The sequence below is a fragment of the Belliella calami genome (assembly GCF_022549695.1).
GTDB classification, from domain to species: domain Bacteria; phylum Bacteroidota; class Bacteroidia; order Cytophagales; family Cyclobacteriaceae; genus Belliella; species Belliella calami.
Genome location: NZ_JAKZGS010000005.1, coordinates 79,195 through 103,433 on the forward strand (window position 1 = coordinate 79,195; position 24,239 = coordinate 103,433).

Below are 24,239 nucleotides of genomic sequence, written 5' to 3' on the forward strand. Positions count from 1 at the left end.
GTTAATTATTTTATAGTGCCAGACCATACAGCTTCATTACCAGCCATATCTCGGACTTTCAATAAAACCTCTCCCTTGAAAGGTTGTTTATCTGATTTTTCGGACCATATAGTAGCTTGCTTATGCTCATAGCGCATCAATATCCATTTGCCATCAACAAAAGCTTCAAAATCCCTGATACCAGATTTGTCATCCGATATTTTGAATTTGATTTCATTGGCATTTACTTGAATTGGATAAATATTAGGGGAGACAAAATCGCTGTCGATTACAAAAGTACCAAAATTTCTGGTTTTAAAACGAATATCTTCACCTTCCCATTCACCTCCGACAAAACTTTTTCTACCGTTGTTCGCTAAGGAATAGATGTGACTCTTACTTTTATCACCTTTATAGTCCGTATTATTTACGTGAACAGTCATATTATTCTGAAGGTAGTCACCCGATGGATTGATGGTAATAGCTACATTTCCACTGGTGTTTTTTCTTGTCATTCTGAGAAATAAATCATCCAACAAGGTGTTTTCTTCAAAATCTATTCTTACATCCTTATTGCTAAAAGAAAGTTCCTGACCAAATGGAATCTTTGTCAAGACTTCCGGTACAATCACCTCTGTACATACATCTATTGAATCAGGAACACCGAAATCCATATCCCAAAGATATATCCTCTTTCCGTTTTCTTCATAAGCTGGAGGAATTTCCATAACCCTGGCATCGGTATATATTTTTGCCAAATTCCCTTCATTGGATTGCTTCGTCTCTATGACCATGACTTCCCGTTGGTAGTAAACCTTTGTCTTTTGGTCTTTTGAAAACGCTCCACCCTGCTGGTATGCTGGCGCCTCTCCTTCCACTTCAAAATTCAATACCCTCGTGTTTCCAAAATAATCCTTCAAATTCACTTGAAGCTTTTTCTTCGTACCAATCATTGCAGTGATTTTACCTTTGCTGATAGAATCTGCTTCATAGAGTTTAATTTGGTTGTTTGGATAGTCGTAAAGCCTAGTAAACCTATTCAAATAAGTATGGCTCAACAAAAATCGCCCCTTGTTGAAGTCTATGTTATCGACATTAATTCGGTAAAGCGGCTTTTCATCTTCGAGCAATTCATAAACTGGGATGCCAAAGATATTATTCACACCATCTTGCTTGTCAACTCCATAGATTTCAACACCTACGTTTCCTGAGATTTTTACAGTTTGGGGAATCACATAATTTCCTCCCTCCAAGATTGGCGTAAACTCCTGCCTTTCAAATTTCCCGTTGACCCTAGATTCATAATCCAAAGGTCTTAGCGCGACCTTGTATAGGATCGGAGGTGTGTTATCGACTATCTCTTTGCGGAAATTGAATTGGAATGGATCTATAGCCCTATCGAGACTATCCCTGATTTCGAAGTGCAAATGCGGCCCACCTGAGCTACCGGTATTTCCTCCATTTGCAATAATGTCTCCCCTCTTGACTGGAAGGGCATCTTCGTCAAAATATACCTCGAGCTCGTTTTTTTGAGCTTGGTACATTTCCTGTCGCATTCGCTCCGAAATCGTAGGGGAAAATTTCTGCAAATGTGCATACACGGATGATTGTCCATTGTAATGCTTGATGTACAAAACATTTCCGTATCCATAAGAAGAAACCTTTGCCCTATAGACATAGCCGTCGGCGATTACTCTGATCGGTTCTCCATCTACCCCTCCTATTTTCACATCTATTCCACTGTGAAAATGATTGGGTCGGATTTCGGCAAAATTCCCCGAAAGAAAATTCCTCTGCCCAGGCTTTACTGGGAAAAGATAATCTTGAGCGGAAACCTGAATGCTCAAAAAATAGACAAAAACGATTACAGCTTTATTTAACTTCAAAATCCAGTAGTTTTTGATCCTCAATATAAGCTTCCAAACGATCCCCTATATTTACCTTACCTACTCCTGCCGGAGTGCCTGTAAATATAAGGTCTCCTTTTTTCAATGTGAAAAACTGGGACACATATTCTATAATTACCCCAAAATCAAATAGCATCATTGAAGTATTTCCTTTTTGTCTTTGTTCACCGTTGATTTCAAGATGAAAATTGATGTTTTTCATGTCTTTGATTTCACTGGTTGGCAAAAACTCACCAATCGGCGCTGAGCCATTGAAGGCTTTGGCGATTTCCCAAGGAAGGCCTTTTGCCTTACATTTGTCTTGAAGGTCTCTTGCTGTAAAATCTATTCCGATCCCGATTTCTTCAAAATATCTATGGGCAAATTCTCTCTTGATATATTTCCCTTCTCTGTTGATCTTCAATACAAGCTCCACTTCATGATGGACATTTTCTGAGAAATCAGGATGAAAAAACGGCATATTATTTTTCAAAACCGCTGTGTCTGGCTTCAAAAACACAACTGGCTCAGTTGGTTTTTCATTTTGAAGCTCTTCTATATGCTCAACATAATTTCTACCTATTGCAATAACTTTCATTTTGGGTTAAATTAGTTTGGTTAATCACTCAACCTGCTTAGAGCTGGTTTAAACTTTATCCTTTGGTCTACGATTGCGCCTCTTTCGCTCACTCTTCGGCTATTTTCGGAGATGTAGCAAAGCTACGACCCCGAAAACGAGCCTCGATTGAACAAAACATGCATCAATCTCGGCTTCAAAAACAAAATTTAAACAAGCTCTTATGATCATAAATATAAGCAAGTAAAATTTTATTAAGTGTATTTTTTACATTTATTTTTTCAAATATTCTCCAATCAATCTTTCTGCACATCTTTCCCCATCCATGGCAGCAGAAACTATGCCTCCTGCATAGCCTGCACCTTCCGCACAAGGATAGAGCCTTTTTACAATTGGATGTTCAAATGACTCTTTATCCCTTGGAATTCTCACTGGCGATGAGGTTCTACTTTCTACCCCTATCAATTGAGATTCGTTGGTAAAATAACCTTTCATCTTATTTCCAAATGCCCTAAATCCATCTGCCAATCTATTGGAGATAAAATCAGGAAGTACTTCATGCATATTGACTGATTTCAAACCAGGCTGATACGAAGTATCCAAAAGCGATTGGCTTTGCTTTCTATTGACAAAATCAACCATTCTCTGAGCGGGTGCCGTCTGTGTACTTCCTCCTGAAATCCATGCTTTCTTCTCTACCTCTGCCTGAAACATCATCGCAGCCAAAGGCCCATGTTTGGCGTATTGTGGAAGATCTTCAAGTTCTACAGACACTACAATCCCCGAATTGGCAAATTTGCTATCTCTTCTACTTGGACTCATGCCATTCACCACCAATTCTCCTGGAGCGGTAGCCGAAGGAACGATAAACCCACCTGGACACATGCAAAACGAAAAAACCCCTCTTTGTTGTCCTTTGAATTTACTCTGATGCACCAAAGAATAACTTGATGCTGGCAAATATGGCCCTCTATCAACCTCGCAATGGTATTGAATCTTGTCTATCAAGTTTTGACTATGCTCTATTCTAACACCAAGTGCAAAAGGTTTTGCTTCAATCAAAATCTTCTTCTGATGGAGCAAATGGTAAATATCCCTTGCTGAATGCCCTGTAGCCAAGATGACTCCCAATCCTAGAATTTTCTCCCCATCATGGGTGACTACGCCTTTCATTTCGTTGTCTTCCAAAATAAAATCCACAACTTTGGTATTGAACAAGACTTCTCCTCCTGCTTGAATAATGGATTCTCTAAGTTCGGTAACGATTTTTGGAAGCTTGTTAGTACCAATATGTGGGTGTGCATCCACCAAAATCTCCTCAGTAGCACCGTGGGCAACAAATATTTCCATGATCCTTCGGATATCACCTCTCTTTTTGGATCTGGTATAAAGTTTTCCATCAGAATACGTTCCTGCTCCACCTTCTCCAAAGCAATAATTTGATTCTGGATTGACGATATGATCTTTATTGATCGCTGCCAAGTCTCTTCTTCTGGCACGGACATCACTTCCTCTTTCAATCAAAATAGGTTTCACTCCAAGTTCTATTGCCCTCAATGCTGCAAACATCCCAGCTGGGCCTGCACCAACAATGATGATTTGTTCTGCATTACTGACATTTTGATAAGGTTTTGAGGCATCCAACATGGGTGGCACCTGCTCATCGATAAAAACTTCTGCGGTTACATTTACCTTCACTTGCCTTCCTCTAGCATCTATAGATCGCTTGATTTGCCTTGCTTGGATTTTGGAATCTTGTAAAGATACCCCCAGTTTTTTGCTGACTGTTTGTTGAAAAACTACCTCATCATAAGCTTGTTGAGGGGTGAGTTGTAATTGGATTTCTTTTTTCATTTTAGTGTAAGGTTTTTATCCTTAAAGGTTTTATGTGAGATTGGGGAATTGGAAGACTTAAGGGTAATGGTTGGAATGTTTTAAAGTTGGAAAGTTAGAAGGTTGTGGGAGTTTAGAAGAACTTGTCCGCCGTGGTGGATTGGAAGATTATAAGATTTTAAGATTTTAAGATTGTAAGATTGTAAGATTGTAAGAAATTGTTAGTCGTGGTGGATTAGGATAGGGGTATCTGGTAGGTATTTTTTTTTTGGTTTTTTAAATTGTGTTACTTTAATCCTTTTCTCGTTCTGAAAATGGTTGACACTTTTTTATTTGATTTTTCTTTATTTTCGATTGCTATTCAATTGCCCTGTCAGGGCAGAGATGAATATATCTTTTTATCCAAGCATAGGGTTACAACCCTATGTTAATGTCAAAAGCCTCCCGATATCCTCGGGACAGGCGTTTCAGGGCAAATAGGGACGAGACCTCCCGGCAAGTCTGCGGGACAAGCTTCTCCCGAATGCTTTCGGGATCGAGGTGACAGGCTGTTCTTCATTCTTACTTCTCATAACTCAAATCTCACGTCTTGTTTCTCGCATCTCGCTTCTAGTCTCTCACATCTCACTCTTCTCCAAATATCTCCTTTACTACCCAGCCTTTGCCCCAATCATCTTTTTCTGAGTCTGTCCAAAGTTCGGGATAGAAAATTACTTTTTGAAATCTTGGAGGCAAGTATTTTTGCCAGTTTGTCCCGCCTGTAGCTGAAATATCTACTGGGTCTTTTTGGAGATAACGAACGGCAGATTTATAATGTGCGAGAGGCCAAAAAACGTTGGCTTTCAAGTCTAGCGAACGCATCAGTTCCATAAGGTCCTGATCTTTGTCTTTGCAAGATTGGTACTTTTTCCAAATATTGCCGGACTTATAATTTTCTATCAATTCTTTGAGCTCCTTTCCATATTTGGCTTCAAAGGTTTTTAGTGTGAGTGTTTTTTCACCCGTGGCCAATTCGATAGCTCCTTGCTGCCAATAGAGGTTGTCAAACAAGTCGTCGATTGTTGCGTTATCATTGAGTGAAGCTCTTTTGTCAATATGGACTAAATTCTTCACTTCTGCGGAAAGTATCTCAATTATGCGGTATTGGGCACTTTGAAATCCACTTGATGGCAACAGAGACATTCTGAATTTCAAAAACTGTTCTCTTTCCATTCCTTTCCACATCACTGCAAAGGAAGAAATCAAGTGATCAAAATACATGATGACTCTTTCAAGTCTGGCCTTGAAAAATTCAGCTTTGATTTCTTCTTGTTCAGATATTTGCTCAAGCTCCCAGATGATCAATTTGAAATACAATTCTGTAATTTGGTGATAGATTATAAAGATTTTCTCATCTTTCATCGAAGTTTTGGGTTGCTGGAGAGAAAGCAAAATATCCAAGTTGATATAATCCCAATAATTGAGGTAATCTGCGTAAAGCAAACCCTCTAGGTAAGATGAAAGATCTTGACCAGAGGCTTTAAATTTCTCTTGGAGTAGTTCTATTTTATCAAAAATATCTTTTTGAGTTTGTGCTGGGCTCATGTTGTAATATTTTATGAAATAGGTAGTATTTTTACCTAGTTCTTATTTAATTCAGGGTAGGAATAAGAATTGATGGCGGTGCAAAAATCCGTTATAATTGGCAATAAACCAAAACAGATATGAATCCAAATGAAACAATGACCAAATCCACCAAAAAAGACATGTTTGAAGGTGTAGATTTTTATGGTATTGATGATCTTTTGACTGAAGAACATAAACTTATTAGGTCTTCAATTAGAGATTTTGTTAAAAAAGAAATAAGTCCCTATATCGAAGACTGGGCACAAAATTCTCATTTCCCCTATGAAATCGTCAAAAAATTTGGTGATGTAGGTGCGTTTGGCCCTCAAATTCCATCTGAATACGGTGGTGGCGGACTTGACTATATTTCCTATGGATTGATTATGCAGGAAATAGAAAGAGGTGATTCTGGAATGCGCTCAACTGCATCAGTACAAGGCTCGTTGGTAATGTATCCAATATTCAAATTTGGTTCTGAGCAGCAAAAGAAAAAGTTTCTACCTAAACTGGCATCTGGAGAGATGCTTGGTTGCTTTGGTCTGACAGAGCCTGACCATGGATCCAATCCTAGTGGGATGACCACCAATTTTAAGGATATGGGAGATCACTATCTTTTAAATGGAGCAAAAATGTGGATTTCAAATTCACCAAAAGCTGATGTTGCGGTGGTTTGGGCCAAGGATGAAAATGGAAGAATTCATGGATTGATAGTTGAAAGAGGCATGGAAGGATTTTCAACGCCAGAGACACATAACAAATGGTCTCTCCGCGCATCTTGCACAGGTGAGTTGGTCTTTGACAATGTAAAAATCCCTAAGGAGAACCTACTCCCAGGTAAATCTGGTCTTGGAGCACCTATGATGTGTTTGGACTCTGCCAGATATGGTATTGCATGGGGAACCTTGGGTGCGGCTATGGATTGTTATGACTCTGCAAGGAGATACGCTCTTGAGAGGATCCAATTTGACAAACCTATAGGATCATTTCAATTGGTACAGAAAAAATTGGCAGAAATGCTTTCAGAAATCACTAAAGCACAACTTTTGGTGTGGAAGCTTGGAAAAATGATGGATGAAGGGAAGGCAACGACTGCACATATTTCTTTGGCTAAAAGAAATAATGTTGCCATGGCGTTGGATATCGCTCGTGAAGCGAGACAAATTCATGGTGGTATGGGAATCACTGGTGAATATTCTTTGATGCGCCATATGATGAATTTAGAATCTGTAGTGACTTATGAAGGAACCCATGATATACATTTACTGATCTTGGGGCATGAAATAACAGGTATTCCTGCATTCAAATAATGTAGATAAAAAAAAACGTGATAGCTAAACAGCTATCACGTTTTTTTATGGTAATTTGATTTTTACAAATTACTTGGTCAATTTATCAGCTTCCGCTTTTGCTTTTTTGGTCAACTTATCAACCTCACTTGAAGCTTCTGAAACTTTCTTATTAAGGCCATCCAAAAAAGTGTTTACTTTTCCATTTACCTCGTCTAAGTACTCATTGCCTTTTTTACCAATTTTTTTTCTTGTGTTAGCACCTTTGTCAGGAGCTATTAAGATACCTACTTGTACACCGACTGCTGCACCAAGAAGTGCACCTAAAAGAAATTTTGTAGAACTCATATAATTTTGGTTTTGAGTGGAAATAAAATAAAATTTATAAATACCGAATTCGTATAATTCAATATCAAACTACTTTATAACCAACGAAAACTGTGCCACAAAGTTAAAAAAGTAGGTCTTTCTACATTATTTTATCATACTTCTAATCACTATTGTTCTAATTGGATTTAATGGATCATTGGAAAAAATACTTATATGTTTATGATCAATTCCACGCCTCCCCTTTGGATCAAAGGTAATTTGCAGATCTGTAGATTCGCCACTTTTCAATATGGCATCGTCTGCCACAACGGTCAGACATTCACAGTTTGAAATCATTTTTCTAATTTGCAGTTCCTCTTGTCCCTGATTTGAAAGCTTAATTTTTCTTTTTACAACATTATTCGAATTAATTTCCTTCAAATCTATATCAACTTCATTGATCCCTAATTTAGGTACAATCATTTCCATTGTTTTAGGTACAGGTTCAAAATGTTCAAATATATTCGCCATCAGCCTCAATCCTACAGGTTCTGGCTTATTGTTAAAATTCAAAATCAATAGATCTTCCACATACCCAAAATCATTTCTAATAAGCCCATCGTATTCCAACGAAATCAATCCTCGTTGATTTGGTTCTACAATTTGGGGAATCAGACTGACTTTGAGGAATTCGGGTTGATTATTGATGCTATCAGGCAGTACAAGCTTATCGTAGCTGAAATTAAAAATTTCTATAAACTTACTTTTGGGTTCATTTGTATAAACATTGCCCATATTTATAGCTGAAAGTCTGAAACCGATATCTTGATCCCTATGTGTATAGGCATTTTGTAAATCCTCTGGAAAAGGAATGTTAAAGCCTTGCAGATATAGTGTATCCCCGTAGATATCCTGGTTGGTTCTCACGATAATCATTTTAGTAAAAGCCCCACCTCTATGATCTGGATCAAAATTCACTTTAATGCTTCCAATTTTACTTTGGTAAATCGTGTCTTGGCTATAGTCTACAGTGGTACAACCACAATCTGTCACAATGTCTTTGATTAGAATGACAGAGTCTGATTGGTTTAATCCCAAAAACTCAACTTCGACGACTCCATTTTCTTCTAAAATTGTCCCGATATTTATAGTTCGATTCTCCCAAAACAGCAATTCTCGCTCAATCTCCTGAGCATCAGCAAGTCCACAATGAAATAAGGTAATTAGGAAAAGGAATAGGGTGAAATTCAATTTATTCATAATGGCAAATAACGTCAAAAATCAATCGAATTGTACCCATATTTAATTAATTTGCACCAAAATTCTAAATAATGGCAAGAGTATTAACAGGTATTCAAAGTTCCGGGCGACCTCATCTAGGAAATATCCTTGGTGCAATAGTCCCTGCAATCGAATTAACCAAAAAGGATCAAAATGAGTCTTTTATTTTTATCGCTGATATGCATTCTCTCACCACCATCAAAGATGGCAATATAAGGCGAGAGAATACACTGGCTGTTGCTGCTGCATGGCTTGCTTTTGGGCTTGATATCGAAAAAACCATTTTCTACAGGCAATCACAAATCCCTGAAGTATCAGAGCTTACTTGGTACTTGAGTTGCTTCACTCCTTTTCCTATGCTGGCCAACGCCCATAGTTTCAAGGATAAATCTGACAGACTGTCAGATGTCAATGCAGGATTGTTTACATATCCAGTATTGATGGCAGCAGATATTTTATTATACAGTGCAGATCTAGTCCCTGTTGGTAAAGACCAGCTTCAACATCTTGAAATATCAAGAGATATCGCTTCAACTTTTAACAGAAGATTAGAAGAAGAAATACTGACTTTACCTGAACCAAGAATTAGCGAATCTGTGAAGATTATTCCCGGGACAGATGGTCAAAAGATGAGCAAATCTTACAACAACTTCATTGACATATTTCTTCCAGAGAAGGAATTGAAAAAGAACATTAACAGTATCGTGACAGACAGTACCCCTCTTGAAGATCCAAAAGATCCAGATATTTGTAATGTGTTCAAACTATATTCATTAGTGGCAAACCAAGAACAGACACAGGAATTGAGGGGAAAATATTTGGCTGGTAATTTTGGCTATGGTCATGCTAAAAAAGAATTTCTAAGTTTGATTCTCGAAAAATATGCAGAGGAAAGAAAGCTTTTCAATTATTACATGACGAACCAATCAGAATTGGAGCAAAAGCTTGCAGAAGGAGAAGCTAAAGCCAGAGTTGTGGCGAAAGAAATGCTTGCTAAGATCAGAGAAAAATTGGGATTCTAATAAAAAAACGCCTGAATCAAATTCAGGCGTTTTTTTTTTCTTATGTAAGGAAATTATAATTCAATTTCGGAAAACCGATCCCAAATTATCCCACTATTAATAACAAACTATTATCTTGACCTCCAAAGGTCTTTCAGTGATCTTCCATTGATTTGCATCACGAATCTAGTTGGATTTGGGATCAATACGATTCTAACATCCTGCTTATCAAACTGCTCAGATTCAATTGGCACACCCTCTGCTCCTTTTACTTCATAGGAAATGACTCCGTTTGCATCGGGTAACATTGGAGTATAAGCATTGGCAAGGTATGCTGAAGGAAGCAAAACGTCATTATCAGACTTGAGCTTGGCGTAAATTTTTTCTAACTCAGATTCCAATTCATCGCCATATTCTTCATTAAAATCATCTTCAAGATCATGTAGCTCTTCTTCAATATCATCATATCTCTCGTCAGCATAAGTGATCTTACTCAGAGCGATTCTCTTTTCAACAATTGCAGTTAGTTCTTGATCAAGTTTGTTTAAATCCATCGATTAATCTTATTTTTCATTAATATGCGAAGGTATTGAATCTCGTGAGTGAATCCAAAATAAACGAGGATTTAAGCTCCTACATTTTTCTCGTGCATTTCTTTGATTTTCCTTCTCAAAATCTTCCCAACGTTTGTTTTTGGCAATTCATCTGAGAAATAAATCTCCTTTGGAATCTTGTAATTAGTCAAGTTTTCTTTTGTGTAAGCGATTAGTTCTTCCTCGGTAACTGACTTGTCTTTAGGCACAACATATGCTACTACTTTTTCAGTAGATCTGGGATCAGGCATACCAATCACACCTACTTCTAGTACTTTGGGATGTGATGCTAATGTATTCTCTACTTCGTTGGGATAGACATTGAATCCAGAAACTAAAATCATTTCTTTTTTTCTATCTACAATTTTCACAAAACCATCTTCGTCAATGACGGCAATATCTCCAGTTTTGAACCACTCCCCTTCCATTACTTTCTCTGTCTCATCTGGTCTGTTCCAATATCCTTTCATGACTTGCGGACCCTTGATACATAATTCACCCTTTTCACCTACTGCCAATTGGTTTCCATCATCATCAATTACCTTAATATCCGTCATAGGAAGAGGAACCCCAATAGTACCATTTCTTTCTGTTCCATCTATTGGATTACAGGTCGCAACTGGGGAGGTTTCTGTCAAACCATACCCTTCTGCCAATGGAGTTTTGGTTACTTTTACCCATTTTTCTGCAGTCGCTTGCTGCACAGCCATACCACCACCTACTGCTATTTTTAACGAAGAAAAATCAAGCTTTTGGAAATTTTCCTGATTTAGTAAACCATTGAAAAGTGTATTTACTCCTGTGAATACCGTAAACTTATGCTTTGATAGCTCTTTGATAAATCCAGGCATATCTCTAGGATTGGTAATCAGGACGTTATGTGCACCTATTTTCATCATAGCGAGACAGTTTACCGTAAGAGCGAAAATATGATAAAGTGGTAAAGCTGTAATCACCACTTCTTCTCTCTCCTTCAATTTTGGCTTCATCCAAGCAGAAATCTGCTGCATGTTCGCAACAATGTTTCCGTGTGTCAATTCTGCTCCTTTCGAAACACCCGTTGTGCCGCCTGTATATTGCAAATAGGCCGGTTCGCCCAAAGTCATATTTTCACGCTTAAATTCTTTGGAATTACCACCTGACATAACAGATTTCCATTTGATGGCAGAAGGGAGATTATATGATGGAACCATGTTTTTGATGTACTTCACCACAAAGTTTACGATCCCACCTTTCAGGCCTCCTAACATATCACCCAACTCAGTAACGATGATATGTTTTGCAGAAATGTCTTTCTTTATTTTTTCAAGATTTACGGCAAAATTGGCCAAAATCACGATGGCATCGGCACCTGAGTCATTGAACTGATGCTTCATTTCACTAGAGGTATAGAGTGGATTGGTATTTACTACAACCATACCAGCTCTCAACACTCCAAACATAGCCACAGGATATTGGAGACAATTAGGCATTTGGATGGCCACCCGGTCTCCTTTTTTCATTTTCAATTCATTCTGAAGATATGATGCGAAAATTCTCGAAAAATGATCCACTTCATGAAATGAAAGTGTTTTTCCCATGCATTCATATGCCACAGAATCGCCGTATTTTTTTACACTTTCTTCAAAAAGATCTACAACTGAAGAATAGGCTTCTACATCGATATTTTTTTCTACAGATTGCGGATAAAATTTATACCAAGGATAGTCTTGCATGAAAATCTAAATATTTTGGGTTAAGAATTGATTTTTATTTTGATACGGTTAAATATAAAATAAATCTGCATTTTTAAAAAAAGAAAGCTCATTTAGCAGAGAATATTTTAGATTTTAGATCTTAAATTTTAGATTGTAGATTTTAAATTATGAGTATCCGCAATGTTGAACGTTAGGTAAGAAGTAGCTTTTTAAGTTGCGGATACTCGTCAGCAGACAACAGCTCGCAGTCAACAGAAACACAAATCGTTCATCCAACAATCCATTGTTTGGCTATGTGCAAGAAAGCGGATAGTCATATTTTAAATTTAATATCCACAATCTGCAATCTAAAATACCAAAACCAAATCAATCTTTCTTAAGGATTTTTCTTGCTATTAGTTCTTTCATGATTTCATTTGTCCCTGCATAGATTCTCTGAACTCTTGCGTCTGCATAAGCTCTTGCCACGGGATATTCCCACATATATCCATAGCCACCATGAAGCTGGACGCATTCATCGGCTACATCGCATTGAAGTTCAGTCATGCTGTATTTAGCTGCTGAGGCCATGGCAGAATCTACTTTTTTGTCATTGTGAAGCAATACAAGCTGATCACAATATATCCTAGCCATTTCAAGTTTTGCTGACATTTCAGCTATTTTAAATCTTGTGTTTTGGAAGTCAGAAACTGTCTTCCCAAAGGCTGGTCTTTCCTTGACATAATTCACGGTAGAAAGAAAAGTGCCTTCTGCAAGCGCCAAAGCAGCAAGGGCTACTACCAATCTTTCTTGTGCCAATTCAGTCATCAAGTATTTGAATCCTTCTCCTTCATTCCCCAAGAGATTTTCTTTGGGTACTTTCACATCTTCAAAGAAAAGCTCACAAGTATCTTGGGCATGAAGTCCGACTTTTTCAAAAGGAACCCCTTTGGTAAATCCTTCCATGTCTGTATCTACAATAAAAAGACTGATCCCTTTTGCACCAAGGCCTGGGTCAGTTTTTGCAGCTACTACTACCAAATTGCACAAAAATCCATTCGTGATAAATGTTTTAGAGCCATTGATCAAATAGTGGTCTCCTTTGTCTATGGCACTAGCTTTAATGTTTTGGAGATCACTTCCAGCACCTGGTTCTGTCATCGCCACCGCTGAAATCATCTCTCCAGACACCATGCCGGGTATGTATTTGGCTTTAGCGGCTTCCGTACCATAATGCAGGATATAAGGAAAAACGATGTCACTGTGAAGTGGATAGCCTATAGCCGGACCAGAGCATCCGCTCAATCCCAACTCTTCAATAAAAAGTGCATTGTATCTAAAATCATCTATTCCCATCCCACCAAATTCCTCTGGAGCTTGGATGCATAAAAAACCATTATTACCAAGGTCTGTCCATGATTCTCTAGATACCATTTTGTTTTTTTCCCATTCGGCATTTTTCGGACTAATCTCTTTGGCTATGTAGTCTCTCACCGATTGCCTAAACATCTCATGTTCTTCTGTGAAAATCGTTCTTGGAATTCCGTTCATATTTGTTTATTTGGGTTTATGTAAATTTTCAGAATTATATAATGTTATCAAAACTTATACTTGATTGAACAATTAAATGTAAATGTATTTTAAATATTTACCAACCATAGTTCTGAATTAATAGCTAGACTGCCAAACTTTTTAAATTTATACAACATAAATAAAAAAGAGCTGATAATATACCAGCTCTTTTATTAACTCTTTTATTTGTCCCAAGGTTTTCTTGGGAGTTTTTGATCTCTTTGGGCAGTGTTGTAAACCATGGCTGCCACGATGATGGCTGCTTGGGTCATGTCTCCTTGCTGCATCCTTTCGTAAAGATCCATATTTGTGTGATAACCTCTTCCATAATCGATAGGGTCTTGGATAAATTGAAATCCAGGCACCCCTACTGCATCAAAGGCAACATGATCTGTAGAACCAGTATTTCTTCTCGTGATTGTTTTGGCGCCCATTTCGTGAAATGGCTCAAACCATTTTTCAAAAATCGGAACAAGCTGATCATTTCCTTCCAAATAAATACCTCTGATTTTTCCAGATCCATTATCTACATTATAATAAGCTGAGATTTTATCCCATTCACCTTTTTTATCAAATGTTTGTCTATCTGCTACATATTTCTGAACATAACCTCTTGACCCATAAAGTCCTTGCTCCTCTTCACCCCATAATGCAATCCTGATAGTTCTCTTAGGCTGAACTCCCAAAGTCTTCAAGATTCTAATGGCCTCCATCATCACTACTACACCGGCGGCGTTATCATTGGCACCAGTTCCGGCGTGCCAGCTATCCAAGTGAGCCCCCAATAAAACAAGCTCAGGCTTCAAAGTTTTATCAGTTCCAGGGATTTCGGCTAACACATTGTAACCTTTATAATCATCATCCAACCATTCCACTTCAATCTCTGCATCAACAGTTACGGTTTGGCCATTTTTAAGAAGCCTTTCGATTCTTCCAAAATGTTCCAAAGCAATCTCCATCTCTGGAATAGTCTTGTTCTTTGCTGTACTATAAGATCCAGCTCTAGTATGAAATACTGTACCAAAATTACCTCTAGTACCAGAGATACGCAATGCTATTCCTTCTTCCAAAAGAAAATCATTTACCTTTTGGTCTAAAGCACGCTGATCTCTCATTTGTTGAAGTTGGGCTGGTGAATATCTTGCTCCTCCCCCACCTATTGATACTTCTTTTCTATTTGACAAATCCTCTTCGGTCAATCTTCTAGCTTCAGGCTCAAAAGCTGGAGAAGTTGATAAAGTAGTAGGAAGCATGATTACTTTTCCGTTAAGCGTCCCCTTGTATTTTTCAAAATCTGCTTCTGATTGAATATCCAATAGGATGACTTCACTATTTATCAATCCTCCAGTTCCATCAGTCCAAGCTTTAGGATAGCCTATCAGTGGCGCATAATATGGATCTTTCATGGCGATGTATGATTTCTTCACATCCCAACCTCTTCCAAATTCTCCATAAGTATCTATTTTGACATTTGACAAACCCCATTCTGTGAATTTATCTGCTGTCCATTGCCTTGCTCTTCTTAAATTTGTAGAACCTGATAGCCTAGGCCCCATCAAATCGGTAAGGTTATATGCTAGGTCTTGAATTTGAGAATTTCTAATCCCTTCTGTTTTGATCTTATAGATCATTTCCAAATCTGTGTTTTCTTGGCTGTAAGCAGGGGCAGAAAACAAGAAAGCAACAAAGAGGATTAATGAAAATTGGTATTTGTATTTCATCATAATTGGATTGATTATTTTTTTTTGAATTTTTAAAAAAACGTGTTATTGAATAATCAAAAATGTGAAAAAAAATTAAGCTAAAAGAACCGCTAGTGTAATATAAGGGCATAAAAAAAGTCCCAGGTTTGGCTGAGACTTTCTCTTCAAGGATATAGTTTATAAATTTTGTGATTTTATAGCTGAATGGTTTTTTGTCTCCCTTTGATATCTTCAAGCATCATGACTTTACCTTTTGCAGAAGAATCTTTGAATTTATAATACTTTATAAAGCCATTTTCTTCGTTGATGGTCTCTTTGAAAAGTAGCTTACCAAATTCATCCTTGATCGTCACTTTTAGACCTGGTTTTTCTAGACCAAAAACAGTGAGCTTCACTTTGTTCTGATCTTCAATTTTTCCGGACGCCATCAATGGTAGTACCATTTCACTTTTAGGTTCTTTTGTTTCTACTTCAAAATTCGTTTTTCCAAGGACATCCTTCTTATCCATGCTTTCGACTGCTATATTGAAAGTACCTGTAGGAAAATCAGTTAGATTAAAGGGGACGATCACGTTAGATTTCACGAAGATTGTAGATCTATAAAGCGTCTTTCCTTTGACATCTTTGATGGTCAATCTTACTTTACCCAGGTCTTCTCCAAGAGAAAGCTTTACTATTTTCCCTTCAGTTTTTACAAAAGAAGATGCTGCGACATTTGATGTTCCTTCTCTGGCGAAGGTACTTGTACTAAGACTTAATGCTAATGCGAATGTTAAGAGCGTTTTCATAATTTTATATGTTTATTGGTTTTGTTGTCTGTCAGGATTTATTCACGATTTGTACCAAGAATTTTGAAGAAAATTTTCCTGTGACAAAACTGAAGAAACAAACCTTATTTATCTAAAAACTAATAGGTTACAACCCAATCAAAACTGTATCATAAACAATCAAAACACTGTACGACTGTTTCAAAAATGAACAAATTCTTAATGAAAATTCAGTTATTGAAGCTTTCTGAGGGTTGCATCAAACTAAAAAGTTTTTAAAAATATATTTTGAAAAAAATTCAACGCTCCTGATTTTTATAAAAAGCCAAAAAAAACCTGTACAGGAGCGTACAGGTTTTGGGTCAAATCGAACAATTTTGATGCATTGCTAATCTTCTCTAAGCTTATTCTTAAGATATTTCACCCTTTCGGCAATAGTCATATTTGAGATATCTATATTTTCTGATGTGGCTTTTAAGAAATCTTCCACACCACCAGAGTGATTTGTCGAAATCCCATCTTTAATTGTTACGTATCGCATTGTCGTCCAAAGCAGGGTCTTCAATTCTTTCATATTATCATCAGTCATATAATACTCTACTACGACTGTATTTTGATTATACCAAAGGATTCTACTTTTGATCCTCACCCATTCTCCGACTTTGGCAGGTTTGACATACGCTATATTATGATTGTAAACAACCCATGCTGCCTTATACTTCTGTATAAAATCGATCATTTCTACACCATAAAGCTTAGGAACCTGATCTTCTCTTGCATTGAAAAAATAATCAAAGTATTTGGCATTATTGAGATGCTGCAAAGGATCACAATCTTGAAAGCGGACGACTACCCTACTTTCAGTTTCTTTTGGATAATGTTTATCCGGATTCAATTCAAACATGATAACTCTAAATTACTGTAACCTATCAATTACTAATTCAACTCTTCTATTCTGTGCTCTACCTTCTTCGGTATTTGTATCTGCTATAGGTTTGGAACCTCCCCAGCCTGTTATTCTGATTCTTTCAAAATCTATCCCTTTCAGGGTCAAATAACCTCGGATTTTTGAAGCTCTGTTCATAGACAACTCCTTATTAAGCTGGGGATCTCCCACATTGTCTGTATGGCCTTCGAGTCTCACGCGTAGAGTTGAATTTATTTTCATAAACTCTACCAAGTCATCCAAAAGTTGGATAGATCTGGCATCGGCAAAATCTGATGTTCCTCTATTGAATTGAATATTGCTCAAAACGATACTTGCCCCTGCTTTTACAGGCATCAGCAAAATTGATTCTGAATTGTATTTCGACCATTCTTCAGAACCAAAATCTTTTGGTATATAGCCATTCGAAGAAACCACAAATCTATCTAGTGAATTATTTTCTATTTCATTTTGAAGAATCGAGAAATCACCTGCATTTTTTTTGATTCCTTGCTTGTTGGTGTATGTGATTATGAAAGGAATAGCTTCTGAGGTGTTTGCATCCAAAACTTTATAATTTGTAGAATTACTCTCCTCAGCACTTACCATTGCCGAATCGATTACTTCTTCGATTACTTCCACTGGAGCTTCTTTGACTTTCTCGGTAGAAATTGCGACACTTTTTTCCTCAATGTTTTCTACTGTTTTCTCTTCTACAGTTTCACTTTTCTCCTCAATGATTTCTGCTTTTTCCTCTTCTATAGTTTCTACTATTTCAGTTTGGGGTTCTGCATTCTTTTGGGAAATCGCTAAAGTTTCTTCCACAGATTTCTCTTCATCTTGGTGAATTACCATCATGAGATCCCCAAAACCTTCGGAATTTTGCGTTGAAGTATAAAAGGCTATATTTCCCAATTCTTCAAAAACTACATAACTCAACTCTGCACCTGATGAATTCACTTTTTCCATCTGGCTTGGTTTAGACCAATTCTCCCAAGTATCATCCAATCTTTGGGAAGAATATATGTTTCTTCCAGAATTGGATGTATTTGAATTGGTGGAAAAATATAAAGTCTTCAAGTCTTTTGAAAGTGAAGGTGTCAATTCTTGCGAAAAAGTATTTATGTCTGTTCCCAAATTTTGTGGAGATGACCAACTCCCTTCTCGAATTTGTCTGGAAACATAAATATCTTCATTTCCGTACGAGCCAAAAGAGTTCATTGACATGATGATTACCGAATGATCCTGGCTGAGTCTACCGCTAAAATGGGAACCTTGATTTCTGAAGTTGCCCATTTCCAAAGGTCTGACATAATTCCACTCAGACCCAAACCTTGAATATTGGTGGATTCCTTGACTTTTTCCATTACCACTTCCGCTATGGTAAACGTAGGCAGTGAGAGCATCTGGGAAGCCAACAATTACGTCATTTCCTGCTGTGGACAAACTTTTGACATGAACCGGGGTTCCCCACTCTCCATTTGGTGTCTTTTTGGTCATCCAGATATCTCCAAAGTCAGTTTCTCCTCCCAAGTTTTCAGGATGGTAACCGACTGAATAAAAAATCTCCTCTGTTGGAGAGATCACGGGATGTTGCTCGTCATAAGGAGAGTTTAAGTTTTTCAAAGTAGAAATACTTTGAGAATGAGCAATTGTCGTTAATGAAAAAGCAAGCAGGAGAAACCCGCTTGCCTTTTTTATATTATTCATAAAATCAAAATTCATCATAATTGATTCTTATCAATTATTGATCCAAAACTATCGCAAACACCAAAGGGGCGACGATAGTGGCATCAGATTCTATGATATACTTTGGTGTATCAATCCCAAGTTTTCCCCAAGTAATCTTCTCATTTGGCACAGCACCGGAGTATGAGCCATAAGAAGTTGTAGAATCTGAAATTTGGCAGAAGTAACCCCAAAGTGGAATACTGTCTCTTTGAAGATCCTGATGAAGCATCGGCACGACACAAATCGGGAAGTCTCCAGCGATCCCACCTCCAATTTGGAAGAAACCTACAGTGCTGTCTTCCTTGGCGTTATTCGTGTACCAATCTGCCAAGAACATCATGTATTGAATACCTCCTTTGACAGTATGTACATCTTTGATATCACCTGAAATCACATGACCAGCATACATATTACCCAGTGTAGAATCTTCCCATCCTGGAACAATTATAGGGAGGTTTTTCTTAGCAGCTTCTAGCAACCAACTATTTTTAGGGTCTATCTGGAAAGATTTATCTAATTTTCCTGAGAGAAGAATTTTATAGAAAAACTCATGAGGAAAAAACGCTTCTCCTGCTTGATCAGCTTTGACCCATTCTTCCAAAATGACATCTTCTATCCTTCTCATAGCTTCCATCTCAGGAATACATGTGTCAGTCACTCTATTCATGTGTCTGGCAAGCAAGTCATTTTCCTGCTCTGGAGACAGGTCTCTATAGTTTGGAATTCTCTCGTAATAATCATGAGCTACAAGGTTGAAAACATCCTCTTCCAAGTTGGCACCAGTACAAGTGATAATTTGGACTTTGTCTTGGCGGATCATTTCGGCAAGAGAAATTCCCAATTCAGCTGTTGACATTGCACCAGCCAAAGTGATCATCATTTTTCCATTGTTATCAAGGTGAGTTTTGTAACCTTCTGCGGCATCGATTAATGCAGCCGCATTGAAATGTCTGTAATTATGTTTTAAAAATTCAGTTATTTTCATAAGTAAATGATTTGTTTTTCTTATTGAATGAAGGTTCTCGCGTTCCAGACTAACTACTTATTAAAATAATTAGCAGACCGAATGCTGAAATTCATCAAATTTGAATGTATTTTTTTTGAGACCCTAAAATTATCAATTAAAACGACACAAAAAAAGCCCAGTGGACTGGGCTCTTTTTATAATATGTATAATTTGACTAATTATTTTGCTGGAGTCTCCGGTTGGTTTTTACTAGCAATGAATTTTTCATTCAATCCTTTTGTAACCTTATCCGTAATATCCAATGATTTTTTTGAATACCAAACTGCTCCACCTCTTGTATAGGAAAGGATCATTTCAAGATCATTTGCTTCAGCATATTCAGTAAGATATTCTTGGATCTCATCGATTACATCACTATATAGTTTTGATTCGTCAGTCTGAAGCTCTTGCATCAAGTTATCTCTGTAAGTCACAAGATTTCTTTCTTTTTTCATCAGATCTTCTTGCTTTGCACGGGCTTGATTTGGGGTCATTGAACCTGCAGTTTGCTCAAAGTTTGCTACTTCTTGCTCAAAACCTCTAGCTCTACTTCCCAATTCAGTTTCGAATTTTTTACCCTTTTCAGTGATTTGACCTGATTGCTCTTTGAAGAAATCATAATTTGCTATTACACTATCTGTGAGGATATATGCGATCTTGAGATCGGAAATACTTACTTCAGAGTTTTCTTCTGTGCTTGGGTTTGATTCTGGGGCGGTACCTGAATTATTGCAGGAGGAGAATACAATTGTTGCAAATCCTAGAACACCCAATACTTTCGATAATTTTTTCACGTTTGTTTGCTTATTATTTGTACTTGGCGCAAATATAAACAAAGTATTGTTTGTTCAAATTAATATGGAATTCCTAATTGTTAATTTGAGTTAAATCTAAGATAATTTTACTACTCAAATTACATTAACTTATTGATAGATAAGATGGAGGTGGTTATTTTACTTTATTTGATTTTTTTAGCAATATTTTTCATTTTAGAAAAATATTTCTTGTGCCAATCTGTATGTATTGGCATGAGCTTCGATAATATTGCTTATTTTGGGTGAATAACCACCACCCATACAACACATTACTGGTATACTATTTTTTTTGGCCATTTCAAGAACTATCCGATCTCGTTCTTTGCAGCCAAGTATTGACAAACCCAATCTTCCCAACTTATCGGATTCCAGTACATCTACTCCACATTGATAGATAATATAATCGGGCTGAACAGTCTCCAAAAGTGGGTAGATGTTACTTTTAAGGATTTTTAAATATCCAGAGTCATCAATTTTGTCCGGCAACCCTATATCTAGATCAGATTTCTCCTTATGCATTGGGTAATTAGAAGCACCATGCATACTAAATGTGAAAACCTCCTCTGTACTTTCGAAAATCTGAGCGGTTCCATTTCCTTGGTGAACATCCAAATCAACTACTAAAATTTTTCTTGCTAAATTATTACCAAGTAAATAATTAGCAGTGATGGCAATATCATTCAAGAGGCAAAAACCTTCGCCTCTATCGGTAAATGCATGATGTGTACCTCCAGCAATGTTCATAGCCACCCCAAATTCCAAAGCAAACAAAGCTGCTTGAACAGAACCATCCATGATGTGGATCTCTCGGTTTACCAATTCTCCACTCAACGGAAAACCTGTTTTCCTGATTTCTGATTTTGTAAGGGAGAGGTGTTTTAGCTTAGAGAAATAGCTAGTATCATGAGTGTTCAGTATCCATTTTTCATCCAGAATGCCCGGTTCGAAAAAGTTATCGGTATTTACTGTTCCTTCATACAGTAATTGCTCTGGAAGCAATTCATATTTTTCCATAGGAAACCTATGGCCTTGTGGAAGCGGGTGTGCATAGATGGACGAGTGGGCAATCTTTAACATAATAAAAAACGCTTGTTAGATAACAAGCGAATTAAAATATTGTTGGAAAGAAAATATAAATCAATCTTCTTCTTCATAATCTTCTTCGGCAGACTGAAATGAATAATGTGTATCATCAAGCTTGATACTATCATCATTGAATTCCTTAATGAATTTTTCAATCACACTTTCATCAATAAACTCGACATTCAGAGCAGCATCCACCCCGATTCCATAATCATGGTGTGTATCAATATCAATAAATTCCTGCACTTTAACAGTTTCCTCTTCCTCTATATCCATAATGATTTCAGTTATAAACCATCCGATCTCTTCTTCTTCACTAGAAAGTGGTTTCAAATTTCCATTTTCATCCTCCTCATATTTGATACCCTTAAAATTCGGGAATTTTTTGGCTGCTTCGTGTTCTGCAAGCTCGTACACTTCGGAAGAATGATGGAGCCTCAATGTATAAAGTGCTGCATCATATATGACTTCTTTGCCTTCAAATACTCCAATGAAAAGAAAATTTACAAAATCCTCTGTATTTTCTTCTTCACCTTCTATCACTTTAAAGGACTTATTTGAAGACACAAGCTCTTTTTTGAGTGCATTTACTATTTCTGGATCAAATCCTTCGTTTGGATAATTCATGTTTTTCAAAATTCTTGATTTATTTTGACAACTTACAATGTTAAAAGGTAATTTGAAAACGTTTTAGCGATATCACATTCAATATAATTTTAAGTATTTAAAATACAATCAAATAATTTAAAAAAAAATGTTTTACCCGATAAATGACCCTGATTTTGTAAAAAGTTTAATCAAACAAAATGAATCTGATGAACTGGACTTTAAATTGAACATTTCGGACAGTCTGAAATTCGCTAAAACACTTGTGGCTTTTGCAAACACCAAAGGAGGAATTGTAGCCATCGGAATAAATGACCAAAAAGTCATCAAAGGGATCGACCCTGATGAAGAGCTATATATGGTTGAAAAAGCAGCTATTGAATTTTGCGTACCCAAAGTGAATTTCGAAAGTTATATTTATGAGATTGATTATTTGGAAGATGAAAAACTAGAAGAAAGTCTTTACATCCTTATAATCAAAGTCGAAAAATCTTCAGACACCCACTATTTGACATCAAAAAGCGAAAAAAAAACAAAATACACCAGGCGGGGCGACAGCAACTTTCCTGATGTATCTTTTGAATAAATTAAGCTTGTTTTGCTCCCAAGGACACTCCTAGTAGCGAATTGATCAAACCGAGAATCAAACCAAACAAAACAGCCCACCAAAATCCGTCGACAGTAAATCCATTGATAATTTTTGCTGCAATCAAAATCAATAATGCATTGATTACGATCAAAAACAACCCTAAAGTGACAATCGTAATTGGGATAGTAAGAATGACAAGTATAGGTTTTACAGTTATATTCAATAGTGCAATCAATGCTGCGATGACTATCCCTGTGAGAAAATCATCCACACTTACACCTGGAAGTAAATAGCTGGTGATCAACACCGATAGCCCTCCCAACAATATTTGCACTAGTATCCCCCAAGTTTCAGAAGCTTTACTCATATTTAGATAGATTTTTAAATTTAAATTAACGCCATACTAATATAGTATAAATTTGAATTTTGGTAATAATTGAAGAAAAATAACATTCTAAATATAATTGTGAAAATTAGGTTTTATCTTTACGCATTAATCAAAATAACCATAAAAAGTGATTTTAATAATTTTCTTCTTATTACACTGGTATTTCTCTTTGTTTTGCCAAAGTTTCTTTCTTCATCGGTATGCTGCCCATCAGATGTTTTTCATGTCTAAATACTGGGAAAAATTCTTCTACATATTTACATGGATGACCCAAGGGAGCAGTTACCTATCACCAAGAGCCTATGCGATTCTTCACAGAATGCACCACGCTTACAGTGATACACCCAAAGACCCACATAGTCCTCACCATACAGAGAACTTATTCACGATGATGTGGAAAACAAAAAACATTTACAACGACTACTTCAGTTTCAAATTAAAGCCTGAGGAAAGATTTTCCAAAGATGTTCCAGACTGGAACAAGTTTGATCTTTTTGCAGATTCCATGATTGCCAGAGTTGGTTGGGCTTTGGTTTATATCTTGATTTATGTCCTTTCAATTTCTGTATTCGAACTTGCAGGTACTCACTGGTGGATGTACTTCTTGCTTCCAATACATTTGATGATGGGGCCAGTTCATGGTGCCATTGTGAATTGGAGCGGTCACAAATACGGATACGCCAATTTTGACAACAACGATAAATCCAAGAACAGCTTATTATTGGATGTATTAATGTTGGGTGAATTATTCCAAAACAACCACCACAAATTACCGAATAGACCAAACTTTGCTGTGAAATGGTATGAATTTGATCCTACCTACCCTATTGTAAAGCTTTTGCATGCTAGTGGAATTATCAAACTCAGAACTACATAATTGTAATCCAAATACTTAAAACTGAAAGAGTCGATTAAATCGGCTCTTTTTTTATTTCAAATTGAAAATAACTAAGATTATATTTTTTCACCTAATTATTTATTACTAAATTTATAGATACCAATAGAAAAGATTCGTTCTTTAATATTTG

The 24,239-nt window shown here is 36.8% G+C and carries 22 protein-coding genes; 4 read left to right on the forward strand and 18 right to left on the reverse strand.

Going from position 1 to position 24,239, the window contains the following annotated elements; all coding sequences use genetic code 11:
- Window positions 1–5 precede the first annotated feature (5 nt).
- The 4 genes from MM236_RS08645 to MM236_RS08660 form a co-directional block, all read right to left on the reverse strand.
- Entirely contained in the window at window positions 6–1,865 is a 1,860-nt protein-coding gene (locus MM236_RS08645; RefSeq protein ID WP_241274567.1) for a M23 family metallopeptidase, read from the reverse strand.
- Window positions 1,852–2,463 (reverse strand): fumarylacetoacetate hydrolase family protein, encoded by a 612-nt coding sequence (locus MM236_RS08650; protein WP_241274568.1) that lies wholly within the window; start codon window positions 2,461–2,463, stop codon window positions 1,852–1,854. Before MM236_RS08650 ends, MM236_RS08645 begins: the two co-directional genes overlap by 14 nt.
- 252 nt (window positions 2,464–2,715) lie before the next feature.
- Window positions 2,716–4,296 carry an NAD(P)/FAD-dependent oxidoreductase gene (locus MM236_RS08655; RefSeq protein WP_241274569.1) on the reverse strand — a complete coding sequence of 527 codons (1,581 nt, stop codon included), beginning with the start codon at window positions 4,294–4,296 and terminating at the stop codon, window positions 2,716–2,718.
- 603 nt (window positions 4,297–4,899) lie between these two features.
- Window positions 4,900–5,859 carry a tryptophan 2,3-dioxygenase family protein gene (locus MM236_RS08660; protein ID WP_241274570.1) on the reverse strand — a complete coding sequence of 320 codons (960 nt, stop codon included), beginning with the start codon at window positions 5,857–5,859 and terminating at the stop codon, window positions 4,900–4,902.
- A 119-nt stretch (window positions 5,860–5,978) separates the two neighbouring features.
- Here MM236_RS08660 and MM236_RS08665 point away from each other — a divergent pair, with 119 nt between their 5' ends.
- Window positions 5,979–7,187: an acyl-CoA dehydrogenase family protein gene (locus tag MM236_RS08665; protein WP_241274571.1), complete on the forward strand. Its 1,209-nt coding sequence runs from the start codon at window positions 5,979–5,981 to the stop codon at window positions 7,185–7,187.
- 69 nt (window positions 7,188–7,256) lie between these two features.
- Here the strand turns inward: MM236_RS08665 and MM236_RS08670 are convergent, their stop codons facing one another.
- Window positions 7,257–7,514 (reverse strand): YtxH domain-containing protein, encoded by a 258-nt coding sequence (locus MM236_RS08670; protein ID WP_241274572.1) that lies wholly within the window; start codon window positions 7,512–7,514, stop codon window positions 7,257–7,259.
- A 126-nt stretch (window positions 7,515–7,640) separates the two neighbouring features.
- On the reverse strand, window positions 7,641–8,735 hold the full coding sequence (locus MM236_RS08675; RefSeq protein WP_241274573.1) for a DUF1573 domain-containing protein: 1,095 nt from the start codon (window positions 8,733–8,735) through the stop codon (window positions 7,641–7,643).
- Window positions 8,736–8,806: 71 nt separating this feature from the next.
- Here MM236_RS08675 and trpS point away from each other — a divergent pair, with 71 nt between their 5' ends.
- Window positions 8,807–9,778, forward strand: coding sequence for a tryptophan--tRNA ligase (trpS, locus tag MM236_RS08680; RefSeq protein WP_241274574.1), 972 nt, complete (start codon window positions 8,807–8,809; stop codon window positions 9,776–9,778).
- Between the two features lie 110 nt (window positions 9,779–9,888).
- Here the strand turns inward: trpS and MM236_RS08685 are convergent, their stop codons facing one another.
- From MM236_RS08685 to MM236_RS08735, 11 genes are all read right to left on the reverse strand, one after another.
- Window positions 9,889–10,311: a hypothetical protein gene (locus tag MM236_RS08685; RefSeq protein WP_241274575.1), complete on the reverse strand. Its 423-nt coding sequence runs from the start codon at window positions 10,309–10,311 to the stop codon at window positions 9,889–9,891.
- A gap of 71 nt (window positions 10,312–10,382) precedes the next feature.
- A complete protein-coding gene (locus tag MM236_RS08690; RefSeq protein WP_241274576.1) occupies window positions 10,383–12,065 on the reverse strand; it encodes an AMP-binding protein in 1,683 nt (560 codons plus the stop codon).
- A 348-nt stretch (window positions 12,066–12,413) separates the two neighbouring features.
- The gene (locus MM236_RS08695; protein WP_241274577.1) at window positions 12,414–13,577 is read right to left on the reverse strand and encodes an acyl-CoA dehydrogenase family protein; all 1,164 of its coding nucleotides are present in this window, start codon (window positions 13,575–13,577) and stop codon (window positions 12,414–12,416) included.
- A 203-nt stretch (window positions 13,578–13,780) separates the two neighbouring features.
- Window positions 13,781–15,319, reverse strand: coding sequence for a M20/M25/M40 family metallo-hydrolase (locus tag MM236_RS08700; protein WP_241274655.1), 1,539 nt, complete (start codon window positions 15,317–15,319; stop codon window positions 13,781–13,783).
- A gap of 176 nt (window positions 15,320–15,495) precedes the next feature.
- The gene (locus tag MM236_RS08705; RefSeq protein WP_241274578.1) at window positions 15,496–16,089 is read right to left on the reverse strand and encodes a DUF3244 domain-containing protein; all 594 of its coding nucleotides are present in this window, start codon (window positions 16,087–16,089) and stop codon (window positions 15,496–15,498) included.
- A gap of 367 nt (window positions 16,090–16,456) precedes the next feature.
- A complete protein-coding gene (locus MM236_RS08710; protein ID WP_241274579.1) occupies window positions 16,457–16,972 on the reverse strand; it encodes an acyl-CoA thioesterase in 516 nt (171 codons plus the stop codon).
- A gap of 12 nt (window positions 16,973–16,984) precedes the next feature.
- Window positions 16,985–18,703, reverse strand: a complete 1,719-nt coding sequence (locus MM236_RS08715) for an OmpA family protein (RefSeq protein ID WP_241274580.1) — start codon at window positions 18,701–18,703, stop codon at window positions 16,985–16,987.
- A gap of 34 nt (window positions 18,704–18,737) precedes the next feature.
- Window positions 18,738–19,709, reverse strand: a complete 972-nt coding sequence (locus tag MM236_RS08720; protein WP_241274581.1) for a deoxyhypusine synthase family protein — start codon at window positions 19,707–19,709, stop codon at window positions 18,738–18,740.
- Window positions 19,710–19,909: 200 nt separating this feature from the next.
- Window positions 19,910–20,524: an OmpH/Skp family outer membrane protein gene (locus MM236_RS08725; RefSeq protein WP_241274582.1), complete on the reverse strand. Its 615-nt coding sequence runs from the start codon at window positions 20,522–20,524 to the stop codon at window positions 19,910–19,912.
- Window positions 20,525–20,719: 195 nt separating this feature from the next.
- A complete protein-coding gene (locus MM236_RS08730; RefSeq protein WP_241274583.1) occupies window positions 20,720–21,622 on the reverse strand; it encodes a histone deacetylase family protein in 903 nt (300 codons plus the stop codon).
- 60 nt (window positions 21,623–21,682) lie between these two features.
- The gene (locus tag MM236_RS08735; RefSeq protein ID WP_241274584.1) at window positions 21,683–22,255 is read right to left on the reverse strand and encodes a hypothetical protein; all 573 of its coding nucleotides are present in this window, start codon (window positions 22,253–22,255) and stop codon (window positions 21,683–21,685) included.
- Window positions 22,256–22,382: 127 nt separating this feature from the next.
- On the opposite strand from MM236_RS08735, the gene MM236_RS08740 reads away from it, so the two are divergent.
- A complete protein-coding gene (locus MM236_RS08740) occupies window positions 22,383–22,820 on the forward strand; it encodes an AlbA family DNA-binding domain-containing protein (RefSeq protein WP_241274585.1) in 438 nt (145 codons plus the stop codon).
- 1 nt (window position 22,821) lies between these two features.
- Here the strand turns inward: MM236_RS08740 and MM236_RS08745 are convergent, their stop codons facing one another.
- Complete coding sequence (locus MM236_RS08745) at window positions 22,822–23,190, reverse strand: phage holin family protein (RefSeq protein WP_241274586.1); 369 nt, start codon at window positions 23,188–23,190, stop codon at window positions 22,822–22,824.
- 148 nt (window positions 23,191–23,338) lie between these two features.
- On the opposite strand from MM236_RS08745, the gene MM236_RS08750 reads away from it, so the two are divergent.
- Window positions 23,339–24,088 carry an acyl-CoA desaturase gene (locus tag MM236_RS08750; protein WP_241274587.1) on the forward strand — a complete coding sequence of 250 codons (750 nt, stop codon included), beginning with the start codon at window positions 23,339–23,341 and terminating at the stop codon, window positions 24,086–24,088.
- Window positions 24,089–24,239 lie beyond the last annotated feature (151 nt).